Annotated in this window: 8 protein-coding genes; 6 read left to right on the top strand and 2 right to left on the bottom strand. The window is 59.8% G+C overall.

Annotated features, from left to right (window positions below):
- Positions 1 to 61: 61 nt before the first annotated feature.
- The 6 genes from ACFXQA_RS11400 (at position 62) to ACFXQA_RS11375 (ending at position 11,816) form a co-directional block, all read left to right on the top strand.
- Entirely contained in the window at positions 62 to 634 is a 573-nt protein-coding gene (locus tag ACFXQA_RS11400) for a helix-turn-helix domain-containing protein (protein ID WP_394519949.1), read from the top strand.
- Positions 635 to 994: 360 nt separating this feature from the next.
- Positions 995 to 4,252, top strand: coding sequence for a helicase-related protein (locus tag ACFXQA_RS11395; RefSeq protein ID WP_394519948.1), 3,258 nt, complete (start codon positions 995 to 997; stop codon positions 4,250 to 4,252).
- On the top strand, positions 4,249 to 4,914 hold the full coding sequence (locus ACFXQA_RS11390) for a DUF4391 domain-containing protein (RefSeq protein WP_394519947.1): 666 nt from the start codon (positions 4,249 to 4,251) through the stop codon (positions 4,912 to 4,914). The genes ACFXQA_RS11395 and ACFXQA_RS11390 overlap by 4 nt, the downstream gene beginning before the upstream one ends.
- Before the next feature lie 18 nt (positions 4,915 to 4,932).
- Positions 4,933 to 6,930: a site-specific DNA-methyltransferase gene (locus tag ACFXQA_RS11385; protein ID WP_394519946.1), complete on the top strand. Its 1,998-nt coding sequence runs from the start codon at positions 4,933 to 4,935 to the stop codon at positions 6,928 to 6,930.
- Between the two features lie 3 nt (positions 6,931 to 6,933).
- Positions 6,934 to 10,014, top strand: coding sequence for a type III restriction-modification system endonuclease (locus ACFXQA_RS11380; protein WP_394519945.1), 3,081 nt, complete (start codon positions 6,934 to 6,936; stop codon positions 10,012 to 10,014).
- Between the two features lie 11 nt (positions 10,015 to 10,025).
- Complete coding sequence (locus ACFXQA_RS11375; RefSeq protein ID WP_394519944.1) at positions 10,026 to 11,816, top strand: GmrSD restriction endonuclease domain-containing protein; 1,791 nt, start codon at positions 10,026 to 10,028, stop codon at positions 11,814 to 11,816.
- Between the two features lie 26 nt (positions 11,817 to 11,842).
- Here the strand turns inward: ACFXQA_RS11375 and ACFXQA_RS11370 are convergent, their stop codons facing one another.
- Both ACFXQA_RS11370 and ACFXQA_RS11365 read right to left on the bottom strand, forming a co-directional pair.
- A complete protein-coding gene (locus tag ACFXQA_RS11370; protein ID WP_394519943.1) occupies positions 11,843 to 12,598 on the bottom strand; it encodes a hypothetical protein in 756 nt (251 codons plus the stop codon).
- Positions 12,591 to 12,977 (bottom strand): mCpol domain-containing protein, encoded by a 387-nt coding sequence (locus tag ACFXQA_RS11365; RefSeq protein WP_394519942.1) that lies wholly within the window; start codon positions 12,975 to 12,977, stop codon positions 12,591 to 12,593. The genes ACFXQA_RS11370 and ACFXQA_RS11365 overlap by 8 nt, the downstream gene beginning before the upstream one ends.
- Positions 12,978 to 13,026 lie beyond the last annotated feature (49 nt).

Below are 13,026 nucleotides of genomic sequence, written 5' to 3'. Positions count from 1 at the left end.
CGATGCCCGCCTGCTAGCGTGTCAGCAACTATCAGTGCCGAATCGGCAAGAATGGACGGGCATGGCGGACGACTCCCTCGCTCTCATCGGCCCGCGCCTGAAGAGCTGGCGCGAGAAGCGCAGCATGACCCTCGCCGAGCTTTCCGAGACCACGGGCATCTCGTCGAGCACGCTCTCGCGTCTCGAGTCCGGGAAGCGCGCCCCGAACCTCGAGCTGGTGGTCCCGATCGCGCGGGCCCTGCGTCTGGAGCTCGACGACATCGTGCCGCGGGCGGCGCCCGATCCGCGCGTGAAGCGCACGAGGAAGAGCGTCGGCGGTACGCAGTACGAGACGTTGTCGCCCGAGTCGAGCCCGGTGCAAACCTACAAGGTGACGTTCCCCGCGAACCCGCCCGGGGTCGTTGCGACGCCCGAACCGAAGGTGCACGACGGCCAGGAATGGCTCTACGTGCTGTCGGGTCGCCTGCGTCTCGTGATCGGCGAGCAAGACGTGACGCTGGGCCCGGGGGAGGCGGCGGAGTTCGACACCCGCATCCCGCACTGGCTCGCGGCGACAGGTGCCGGGCCGACGGAGGTGCTGTCGATCTTCAGCAAGGAGGGGAAGCGGATCCACCTCCGTGCTCGTGGTGGGTGAGCTTAGGGGGCCATTCCGAGCGGTCTGACTCTCTCAGGCCGATATTGGGTGGGCCCATGCTTGCGTTCGGCATTCTTTGTGATGTCAGTCGTGCCGCCGTCGCCTGGACATGCCGAGCGCTGGCTATAGGCTCAGTTTCACCCTGGTAGATCCGGGTTCATCCGCATGGGGGCGCGAATGTCCGAGCCGTGGCTGTCTGCCGACGACACCGCCGAGCACCTGGGTATCACCAGGGACGATGTTCGTACCTGGGTACCCAAGCAGGGAATACCCGCACAGAGGGCAGGGCAGATTTGGAAGTCTTGGATGATCGGAGACCACGCCTGGGTGCGAGGGCGCGACAGCGCCGGAGCCTAAACCATGCGGATCATCAACAACGTGTCCGACCTTCTCGGTGACGACCTGAAGTCCGTAATCGCCCGCGGTTCGAAAGTACGCATCGCCGCTTCGACCTTCTCGATCTTCGCTTTCGAGGCGTTGCGTAAGGAACTCGAGCACATCGAGGAACTTGAGTTCATCTTCACGTCGCCGTCATTCAGCAACGGTCAGGCCACGGACAAGCTGCGCAAGAACCGTCGCGAGTTCTTCATCCCGCAGGCAGAGTCATCGCTCTACGGGTCCGAGTTCGAGATCCGTCTCCGCAACAAGCTGACGCAGCGCGCAGTCGCCCGCGAGTGCGCCGCCTGGGTACGCGAGAAGGTCACGTTCAGATCGAACGCCAGCGGCCATCAGATGCAGCAGTTCGCCGTCGTCGACGACGAAGCCGCTTACCTGCCGCTGCAGGGGTTCACCACTGCCGACCTCGGATACGAGCGCGGCAACGCGGTCTCCAACATGGTCACGAAGTTCGAAGGTGCCCCCGAGGCGAGCAGCTTCCTCGACCTCTTCGATCAGATCTGGGCAAGCCCCGGCCAGCTGAACGATGTCACGCAAGCGGTCTACGACCACATCGCGAGCGTGTACGCCGAGAACTCCCCGGCCCGCGTCTACTTCCTCATCCTCTACAACCTCTTCGCCGAATTCCTCGACGACATCAGTGAGGACGTGCTCCCTAACGACCGCACGGGATATCAGGACACCAAGGTCTGGCAGGGCTTATACAACTTCCAGCGGGATGCCGCGACCGGCATCATCAACAAACTCGAGACCTACAACGGCTGCATCCTGGCTGACAGCGTCGGTCTCGGAAAGACATTCACCGCGCTGGCAGTAATCAAGTACTACGAGCTGCGTAACAAATCAGTGCTGGTGCTCGCGCCGAAGAAGCTCGCCGAAAACTGGACGAACTACAACGCCAACCTCACCACCAACATCTTCGCCAGCGACCGCTTCAACTACGACGTCCTCGCCCATACCGACCTCTCCCGCACGCGGGGCGAATCGCTCGGCCTACGTCTCGATCGCATCAACTGGGGCAACTACGACCTCGTCGTCATCGACGAGTCGCACAACTTTCGAAACGCTGACTATGCCGAGGAGAAGGAGTCGCGCTACCAGCGGCTCATGCGCCAGGTCATCCGCGAAGGCGTGAAAACGAAAGTGTTGATGCTCTCGGCGACGCCCGTCAACAACCGGTTCAACGACCTCAAGAACCAGCTACAACTCGCATACGAGGGCAAGTCCGAGAATCTGTCTGACAAGCTCAACCTCTCCACGTCGATCGAACTAGTGTTCCGCGATGCGCAGGCCGTCTTCAACGAGTGGTCGAAGCTACCCGCCGACGAGCGCACAGCGGATCGCATCCTGCAGATGCTCGACTTCGACTTCTTCGAGTTGCTCGATGCCGTGACTATCGCTCGTTCCCGAAAGCATATTCAGGCGTTCTACGACATGAGCGAGATTGGCGCGTTCCCCACTCGCCTTGCTCCGGCATCCATCCGCGAGCCGCTCACCGATCTCGACGACATTCCGCCGTTCAACGACATCTTCGAGCAGCTACAAGTCCTCACTCTTGCCGTCTATACGCCTCTTGAGTATGTGTTCCCGAGCCGTCTCAGCAAGTACGAGGATCTATACAACGTCACCACCGGCAATGCTCGCTCCAACCTTGGTCAGAAGGGGCGTGAAGAAGGCCTGAAAAAGCTGATGACGGTGAACCTGCTCAAACGGCTGGAGAGCTCGGTCGAAGCGTTCCGGCTCACGCTGGCAAAAATCGAGAACGCCGTCGACCGCACTCTCGCGCGTGTAGACGGTTATGCAGGGTCAAAGGCGGAAGTCAACGCAGACCTTACTGACCTCGACCTGGATCTCGACGATGAGGACGACGCGAACATCGAGGCCCTCACGTTCGGTGAGAAGATTCGCATCGACATCAACGACATCGATGTCGAGTCGTGGCAGCGCGATCTCTGGCACGATCGGGAAACGCTACGTGAGCTTCTGGACGAGATGCGCAAAGTGACTCCGGACCACGACCTCAAGCTGCGCAAGCTGCGGCACCTGGTCGAGCAGAAGGCAGAGCATCCGCTCAACCCCGATAACCGCAAGGTGCTGATCTTCTCAGCCTTCGCCGATACCGCGAACTACATCTACCGCGAGCTCGCACCGGCGCTGAAGCAGGCTGGTCTGGAATGCGCCGTGATCACCGGCGGCAGCCACGGCGCCAAGTCCACGATCGGCACAGGCTTCGACTTCCAACAGATCATGTCGATGTTCTCGCCGCGCTCCAAGCAGCGGCACCTCACGATGCCCACGGAGACCCGCGACATCGATGTGCTGATCGGCACCGACGTCATCAGCGAGGGCCAGAACCTGCAGGACTGCGACTACCTCATCAACTACGACATCCACTGGAACCCGGTGCGGATCATCCAGCGTTTCGGTCGTATCGACCGCATCGGGTCGACGAACGAGGTCATCCAGCTCGTGAACTTCTGGCCCGACATCTCGCTCGACGAGTACATCAACCTTAAGGAGCGCGTCGAGAACCGGATGGTCATCGCCGACCTCGCCGGCTCAGCCGATGACAACGTGCTCAACCCGGAGGATTCGGATGCCGCGTTCCGCAAAGAGCAGTTGCGCAAATTGCAGAACGAGAACATCGAACTCGAGGATGTTCGCACGGGAGTGTCGATCACGGATCTCGGTCTCAACGACTTTCGGATGGACCTGCTCGCTTACATGAACGAGTACGGCGACATCGCCACCGCCCCCCGCGGCTTGCATGCCGTCATTCCCGCAGACCCAGCGATGGGACTCCTACCCGGCGTGATCTTCGCCCTGAAGAACGTAAACGCCGACGCTGCTGTGAATCGGGGCAACAGGCTCCACCCGCATTACCTCGTCTACGTCAATGAGGAAGGCGACGTCATCGCCGACCACACCGAGGCGAAGCGGCTGCTCGACCTCGTCCGCGCCGGCTCTCGCCCACACGATGAACCCGTGGCTGACGTCACCCGCGCCTTCAACGAGACCACCAGCGAGGGCGCAGACATGAGCAAGTACTCGGCGCTGCTGACGGATGCCATCCACTCGATGATCGACGTCACCGAAGAACGCGACATCGACAGCCTGTTTAGCGGTGGGCACACCACTGCTCTCACGCAGCAGATCGCGGGGGTCGACGACTTCGAGCTGATCGCGTTCATCGCCGTCGTTGACCCAGCTGGTGCTACGTGATCGACATCCTCTACCGGTGGCCGGCTGGTGCACGTTTTGGTGCGCGCGTACCCAAGGAGCGGTTCTACGAACGCACCGCATCGACTGGCGCTCTGCGTGAAATGTTTGTCGCCGAGGTGAGCCGCATCAGCTGGGCCTACAAGCTCGCTGCGGAGACCATCAACCTGCCAGGATCGCCAGAAGTGCCCGAGATCGAGGTCCTCCAACTGGACGCCAAGTCGAACGACATCAGCGCCCAGGTACTTGCGTCGATTGACAAGGCGATACCGAATCCGGTGATCTTCGAGGTCCGCCGCGATGATGCTCAGGGCGGCGCCGTTCGGATGACGGCAGCGCACACCCCAGTTGGCTCCCCGGCACGGAGGCCCAGCGCCTACTTCTCAACGGGCTGGATGCGAGGCGACTTCCCTCGTACTCCGCTACCAACCGCGATCACGATGGCGGCGCTGTACTCGGCCCTTATTGGTCCGCTCACGCCACTCGCGCTTCGGCCCGGGGAGAGCCCAGCGGACGTCAGCGAGAGGCTGAATGCTGTACGTCGCATCGAGCGCGAGATCAGCGCCCTAGAGCGCAAGCTCCGGTCCGAACCGCAGCTCAATCGCAAGGTAGAACTGCGGCGTGAGCTCAAAGCTAAACAAGCCGAGCTGGACCAGACGAGGTAATCCATGAAAAGACTCCGAATGACATCAGCTGACCTCACCCGTGCCAATATCGACAAGGTCGCAGCACTCTTCCCGACCGTCGTTACCGAGACACTCGACGCCGACGGTGAACCAACGCGAGCTATCGACTTCGATCTGTTGCGGCAGGAACTCTCCGATCACATCGTTGAAGGGCCCCAGGAACGTTACCAACTGGACTGGCCAGGCAAGCGTGCCGCTGCGTTCGCGGCCAACGCACCGATCGCGAAGACGCTGCGCCCTGCACGGGAAGAATCCGTCGAATTTGACAAGACGAAGAACCTCTTCGTTGAGGGCGATAATCTGGACGGACTGAAACTCCTCCAAGAGTCTTACCTCGGCAAGGTGAAACTCATTTACATAGACCCGCCCTACAATACGGGCGGCGACTTCCTGTACGAAGATGACTTCGCCGAGTCCAACATTGAGTACTTGCGGCGGTCCGGGCAATTAGATGAGGAGGGGTTTAGATTTGTCGCAAACCTTGAGTCTAACGGTCGGCGACATTCATCTTGGCTGTCTCACCTCTATCCCCGGCTCAAACTGGCCCGTGGGCTTCTAGCCGACGACGGCGTCATCTTCATCTCGATCGGCAGAGATGAGCAAGCGAACCTCAAGAAGCTCTGCGACGAGGTGTTCGGCGAAGCCAACTACCTGGAGACTCTCGTCTGGAACAAGCGTGTTCCGAAGAATGACGAAGGAATCGGGAGCATCCATGAATACGTGCTCGGGTATGCGCGCAAGAAGGAGGCGGTTGGCCCGTTCACGGTAGCGAAAGAGGGCATTCAAGACGTGCTGGATCTGGTCCGCAGGGCTAAGGCCGGCGGTCGCAGTATCCCTGAAACCGAAGCAGAACTGCGCCTGCTCTTCAAGAAGAACGGTTACGACCGAGGCATCACGCTCTACAACACTCTGACAGACGACTACCGCCTTTTCGGCAAGGTCAACATGAGCTGGCCGAATGGAAATTCCGAAGGCCCCCGATATGACGTGCTACACCCGACAACGGGTCGCTCAGTGAAGGTGCCCGATCGCGGTTGGAGGTGGAAGTACGACACCTTCTTAGAGGCATCAGGCTTCGACCCATCGACGCAGTCTTACGGAGAGGTGATTCAACTTCGAGACGGGAGTTCCGTTTGCGGGCGCATATGGTTCGCTGCGAGCGATGCGCAGCAACCCAGCTCGGTCACGTACCTCGATGACGTAGAACGCTTCCTCCTTCGCTCCGTGATCTCGATCAAGAGTGACGGCGGCGTCGAAGTCGAATCGCTTTTTGGGGGCAAGTCTCTGTTTCCGTACCCCAAGCCAACATCGCTACTCAGGCAGTTGATCGAAAGTCACGCGCCGGCGCGCGAGGGCGTGGTGATGGACTTCTACGCGGGCTCCGGCTCGACGGCGCACGCCGTCCTAGCCGCCAACGCGGCGGACGGCGGATCGCGACGATTCGTTCTCATTCAGACCGATCCACCAATTTCGCCCGATTCGGAGGCCGCGAAAGCAGGGTTTAGGTCAATTTCAGATCTTGCCCGGGAGCGCATTCGTCGAGCTGGTCGGGAGGTGGCCGGATCCGCGACGCTCGACGCGCAGCTGGATATCGGATTCCGCGCCTTCACGATCGACACTACTAACATGGTCGACGCGCTCACGAGCGCCGACGACCTAGTCCAGCGCGCGCTGAGCGACGCAGTCGGCAGCGTCAAGCAAGGTCGCACAGACGAAGACCTACTTTTCCAGGTGCTGCTCGATTGGGGGCTCGATCCTGCCGAACCGATCCAAGTCGACAATCACGGGGCGCGACGCGTCCTGTCCGTCGCGGATGGAGCACTTGTTGCGTGCTTCGCCGACGACGTCGACGACGATCTCGTGCGTGGGATCGCTTCACGGCGTCCGCTGCGCGCCGTGTTCAGAGACTCCGCATTCGCTACCGACGCAGCGCGAATCAACGCAGAACAAGCATTCCGCGAGATTTCGCCTGAGACGCAGCTCAGGGCGATTTAGTCCATGAAGCTTCAATTCAAGGTCCAGCAGTATCAAACCGAGTCCGTCGATGCCGTGGTCGATGTGTTCGTCGGGCAGCCATACGCCGACGGCGTTAGATATCGCATCGATCCCGGCCGGACCATGTCGCCGGTGCTCGTAGAGGGCGCGGGGCTTCGCAACTCGGAGATCGCGCTGACAGCGCCACACCTGCTGACAAACTTGCACAGGGTGCAGCAGGCGCGCGGCCTGGAGCTATCGAAGGACCTCAGGGACCCGGTGAAGAAGTCCGCAGCCCCGATCAATCTTGACATCGAGATGGAGACCGGTACCGGGAAGACCTACGTCTATATCAAGACGATCATGGAGTTGCACAAACGGTACGGGTGGTCGAAGTACATCGTCGTCGTACCGTCGATCGCCATTCGCGAGGGTGTGAAAAAGTCGTTTGACATCACCGCCGAGCACTTCCAGCAGCTCTACGGCACCAAGCCACGCACGTTTATCTACAACTCCTCGCAATTGCACGAGATCGAACGGTTCTCGTCCGACGGGGGCGTGCAGGTGATGATCATCAACGCCCAAGCCTTTAACGCCACTGGCAAGGACGCCCGTCGGATCTATGAAGTGCTTGACGACTTTCAGTCACGCAAGCCCATCGACGTCATTGCCGCGAATAGGCCGATCCTCATCATCGACGAGCCGCAGAAGATCGAAGGCGACGCGAAGAAGCCCTCAAAGTCGCTCGAGGCCCTCACCTCATTCAACGCCCTCTTCGCGCTGCGATACTCCGCGACGCACAGGATTGAACGCACCAAAATCCACCGTCTCGACGCCATCGATGCCTACAACCAGAAGCTGGTGAAGAAGATCGCGGTGCGTGGCATCACCGTCAAGTATCTGGCCGGTAGCAGCGCCTATTTGTATGTGGACGGCCTCGAGGTCGGCACAGGCGCAGACTTCCCGAAGGCTCGAGTCGAACTAGAGGTGCAGACCGCCCAGGGCATCAAGCGGCAAGTGAAACGCCTGAGTCGGGGCGTAAACCTGCACGATATCTCCGGCGGCATCGAGGCGTACAAGGGTCTCTTCATTCGGGATGTGGATGCCAACCGCGACGTCATCGAGCTGAGCAACGGCGACATCATCGGTGCCGGCGAGGTCACCCAAGACGTGACCGAGGACCAGAAGCGGCGCATCCAGATACGCGAGGTCATCCGCACACACCTCAGCAAGGAACGCGAGCTGTTTGCGCAGGGGATCAAGACCCTCTCGTTGTTCTTCATCGACGAGGTGTTGAAGTACCGTGACTACCAACGCGAGGACGCCCTCGGCGAGTACGCCCGGGTGTTCGAGGAAGAGTACGCGGCTGTGCTCGCCGACTACCTCTGTGAACTCGAGCTGGATGAAACGGCTGAACGCTATCGAGACCACGTTCGAGCGATCCCCGTGCGCTCGACCCACGAGGGGTACTTCTCGATCGACAAGAAGACCAAGCAGTTTGTCGACGGAAAGATCGCCGCCCGCGGCGACTTCGAAGGTCAGTCGGACGACGTGGACGCCTACGACCTGATTCTCAAGGACAAGGAGAGGCTGCTCTCCTTTACGGAACCCGTTCGATTCATCTGGTCACACTCCGCGCTCCGCGAGGGTTGGGACAACCCAAATGTGTTCGTGATGGGGATGCTCAAGAAGAGCGACAACACCACGACGCGGCGGCAGGAGATCGGCCGTGGTCTGCGACTCTCCGTGGATCAGCACGGTGAGCGGATGGATAATCCCGTCACAGTCCACGACATCAACGAACTGACCGTCGTCACCGACGAGTCGTACACCGATTTTGTGACCGCTCTCCAGAAGGAGATCATCGAGTCGCTGTCAGCGCGGCCACGCAAAGCAAGCGTCGAATATTTCGTGGGCAAGCCGATCACGCGGAGCGACGGATCAACGAGCGCGCTCGAGAAGACGGTCGCGCAGGCGCTCTTCTTCCACTTGATCAAGAACGACTACATCGACGAGTCAGGTCTGGTTACGCAGGCATACAAAGATGCGCGCGCCGACGGAACACTCGCGAGCCCAACCTCGGAGATACTCAGACCCGTCATTGACTTCGTGTGGCCACTCGTCGACGCTCTATACCTCGATGTGCCGAAGCCAACCGATGGGCGCAAGCCAAAGAAGATTCCTCTCAACGAAGCCAACTTCAACAAACGCGAGTTCCAAGAACTCTGGGGACGCATCAACCACAAGGCCGTCTACAAGGTCGACTTCGACTCTAAGGAGCTGATCGGCAACTGCATCCGCGTGCTCGACAGCTCACTCAACGTCGTCGTCATGCAATACCTCGTCGAGAGCGGCAACCAAGTCGTGGGCCTCGAGGTGGATCAGCTGGAGGCCGGCACCGGCTTTAAAGTCTCTGAAACGAGGATCGAGCACTCAGCGGTGTCAGCGGGTTCGACCGTGAAGTACGACCTTCTAGGAGAGATCGCGGAGAAGACGCAGCTCACCCGCCGCACCTGCGCGGCGATCCTCACCGGCATCCACCCGGGTACGTTTGCGAAGTTCAAGCAGAACCCCGAGCAGTTCATCACCGAGGCCGCCCGGCTCATCAACGAGCAAAAGGCAACCGCCGTCGTCGAGCACCTCAGCTATGACCCGCTCGACAACCGCTATGACTCGTCGATCTTCACCGAGAACCAGACCGCGCAGGACCTATCCAAGGCCGGGGACAAGCTTACAAAGAGCGTCTTCGAATACGTTGTGACCGACTCGAAAGTCGAGCGCTCGTTCGTCGAGAAGCTCGACGTCAGCGACGAGGTGGTCGTCTACTCGAAGTTGCCGCGCGGTTTCTTCATCCCGACACCGGTTGGTGACTACAACCCCGACTGGGCGATCGCTTTCCGCGACGACGATACGAAGATCAAGCACGTCTACTTCGTTGCCGAAACGAAGGGCTCGCTTTCGACTCTTCAACTCAAGGGCGTCGAGAACGCGAAGATCGAGTGTGCCCGCAAGTTCTTCGCTGCGCTCAACGCGAGAAGCGGCCAGGACGTGACGTACGACGTCGTCTCGAACTACTCCGAGCTGATGCAGCTCGTAACGGCGTAGAAAGTGGACTGATGGCCAAGTACAAAGTGACCCAGTCCGCGGTGACGCAACTGCTTGAGGACGTCAAGCGAGAGCAAATCGCGATTCCGGAGCTCCAGCGTCCCTTCGTGTGGGACAGCGTCAAGGTGCGCGACTTGATGGACTCGCTCTATAAGGGGTACCCGGTCGGTTATCTCATAACGTGGCAGTCGGTCGGGGCTCATCTTAAGGGTGGCCACGTCGCCGCGCACCAGCAGATTCTCATTGATGGCCAGCAGCGCATTACCGCACTGCGTGCTGCGGTGGCAGGGCTCCCAGTAATCGACAAACGATACAAGCAGGTCCGCATAAAGATCGCCTTCAATCCTGTTACGGAGGACTTTGCGACCCTGACCCCGGTCATCAGGAAGAATCCCGAGTGGATCTCTGACATCAGCGAACTGTTCAATGCCAGCTCTAGCTACGGGTTTGTCAAGTCGTACTTCGAAGCCAACCCCACCGCGGACGCGGCAGTGATCGAAGCGAACATCGCAAGGCTCGAGGCGATCAAGAACGCGCAAATTGGCATCATTTCTCTGAATGACGATCTCGATGTGGAGACCGTCTCGGAGATCTTCATCAGAATCAACTCCAAGGGAGTTCCCCTCAGCAGCGCAGACTTCGCAATGAGCAAGATCGCCACATATGGTGACCGGGGACGCAACCTCAGGAAGCTCATTGATTACTTCTGCCATCTCGCCGTTGCCCCACATGCTTACGCCGACATCGAGCAGAACGATTCGGAATTCGCCAGCAGCGCGTACCTGCAACGGATCGCTTGGCTGCAACACGAGGCAGAGGACCTCTACGACCCCGGTTATAGCGACATCATCCGCGTCGCGGGCCTGGTCGGATTTAGCCGCGGCAAGGCATCATCCATCGTCAGCGAACTGTCCGGTCGCGACCCCGAGACGCGCAAGGTAGATGAGTCCCGGATCCCGCTCGCCTACGACAGGCTGGAGTCAGCTCTGCTCGAGATTGTGAAGAAGTACCACTTCGAGAACTTCCTCATGATCGTGAAATCCGCCGGATTCGTCAACGCGGGAATGATCGGTTCGAGGAACGCTCTCAATTTCGCGTACGCGCTGTACCTACGGCTACGAGCTGACGGAGAGATGGCGGAGGGTGAGCGGAAGCGCATTGTCCGTCGTTGGTTCGTCATGTCGATGCTCACAAGCCGCCACTCCGGCAGCTTTGAGTCAACCTGGGAACAGGACATGCGCCGTATCGCGTCGGTCGGAGCCGCCGCGTACCTTCAACAGATCGAGGAGTCGGATCTGACTGACGGCTTCTGGAACGTGGCTCTGCCTAGCGCTTTGGAGAGCACCAGCACCGTGAGTCCCTACTTCCAGACGTTCCTTGCAGCTCAAGTCGCGAGCCACGCTCGAGGGTTCCTGTCGCGAAGCATCACCGTCGCGGCGATGCACCAGCAGTCAGGCGATATTCATCACATCGTCCCGAAGGCCTACCTGCAGGAGAACGGTTTCGCGGACCGAGGCGACTACAACCAAGTAGCTAATTTTGCACTGACTGAGACGTCGATAAACATAAGCATCGGTAAACGTCCGCCGACGATGTATATGGCGGATGTTAGCGAGCAGATCAATACCGGAATTCTCCGCCTGGGGGAGATCATTGATCGCGATGGCCTTATGAATAACCTCTGGGAGAACGCGATTCCGGACAACATCGGAACAGTGACCGCGGCCGACTACGAAAGCTTCCTTCACGAGCGCCGGCAACTGATGGCTGCAGTGATAAGGAGCTACTTCGAGCAGCTTTGAGGTTCATCCGGATAACTGTGCAACTGTCAGTCGGGGTATCGTACGACAAGTCCGACGGCCGACATGATCGTTGCAAATGTGGCCGTGGCGGCGAAGATGGGAGTCGCAACTTCCGCGGGTAGCCATAGCGTGAGCCCGCCAACAAACAGGGCCACACCCACGGCGATGACCCAGAACCACTTCTTGTGGACTGTTCCTGCGTTCACACGCCTCGTGGCGCTGCGGATGAGTCGCGAGCTCGACAGATCTGGGTAGGAATAGTCAGATGCGTTGAGGTAAGGCAAGAGATCGGACTCCGCGAAGCCCAAGCTCTTGCTGACCTCAAAAGAGTGAATCGGCGAACCGCCGCGAGACACGAGCCAGGCCACTGCGCCGGCCAAGACTCGGTTCTTGCACGCTGTGACATCGAATGCGGCATCGGCGCGTCGTTGCTCGACCAGAAAGTCCCGAAGCTCTGACTCCTCTAACGTTCGGTAGGTGAGCTCCAGCGATCCCCAGTCAATCTCTGTGAGTAGTCTCTTCATTGGAGAAGGCTTCGCCAAAGGGGTTGTCACCGCCGCCGAGCCATCCCTGGTTGCGATGTAGTGCGAGTCCATCAGCGCGGCCACAAACTCGTTGAACTTCTGCTCGAGATTGATGCGCGCTTGCGCGGAGTTGCCGTTGGGTGCTCCGACTACTGCGATCACGAACTTTCGCACGCCCTGTCTTGCGTTGTGGGTGATCACGTTGAAGTAGACGTCCGGCTTCGGTGACGATGCCAGGATGACTACGCGGTCAGCCAACAGGCACAACCTCGACGCGATTCTTTCCTCGCAGCTTCGCAAGGTGGAGGTTGACTGTCGCCCCGTCCGGCGTGTCGGCAACTCCGCACGAAATTGTCAGGCCCGCACGGGACTTGAACAAATCACGAAGCCTCTCCACAGTGCCAGTCTCCAAGGACTCAAGCGTGTGGGCGAGCACTTCATCGCCGGCTGCAAAGATGATCTCGGCCGCGAACTCGAGCCGCAGAGTTGACGCAAGGGCAACGATGGCCTCGGAAACGCGAGCGCTGAGATCTGCCGCCCCAACGAGATCCCCCTCCAGCAACCGAAGTTCAATTCCCGCGCCAACATCGTCGCCATCGAAATATAGGTAAGCGCCCGCGGGCGTGAAGCCAGTCACCTTTCGAGGCTACCGAAGCTTGACCGAGCGCCGTCAACGGAACCGCAAC

The organism is Microbacterium shimangi (assembly GCF_043556445.1).
Taxonomy (GTDB): Bacteria; Actinomycetota; Actinomycetes; order Actinomycetales; family Microbacteriaceae; genus Microbacterium.
The sequence above is the reverse complement of the archived record's forward strand: the minus strand, read 5'-3'. Positions and strand labels throughout refer to the sequence as shown.

Bases quoted from the DNA above. Each gene is read 5' to 3' on its own strand.
- ACFXQA_RS11395 (WP_394519948.1), top strand. From the start codon at position 995: ATGCGGATCATCAACAACGTGTCCGACCTTCTCGGTGACGACCTGAAG.
- ACFXQA_RS11400 (WP_394519949.1), top strand. From the start codon at position 62: ATGGCGGACGACTCCCTCGCTCTCATCGGCCCGCGCCTGAAGAGCTGG.
- ACFXQA_RS11385 (WP_394519946.1), top strand. From the start codon at position 4,933: ATGACATCAGCTGACCTCACCCGTGCCAATATCGACAAGGTCGCAGCA.
- ACFXQA_RS11380 (WP_394519945.1), top strand. From the start codon at position 6,934: ATGAAGCTTCAATTCAAGGTCCAGCAGTATCAAACCGAGTCCGTCGAT.
- ACFXQA_RS11375 (WP_394519944.1), top strand. From the start codon at position 10,026: ATGGCCAAGTACAAAGTGACCCAGTCCGCGGTGACGCAACTGCTTGAG.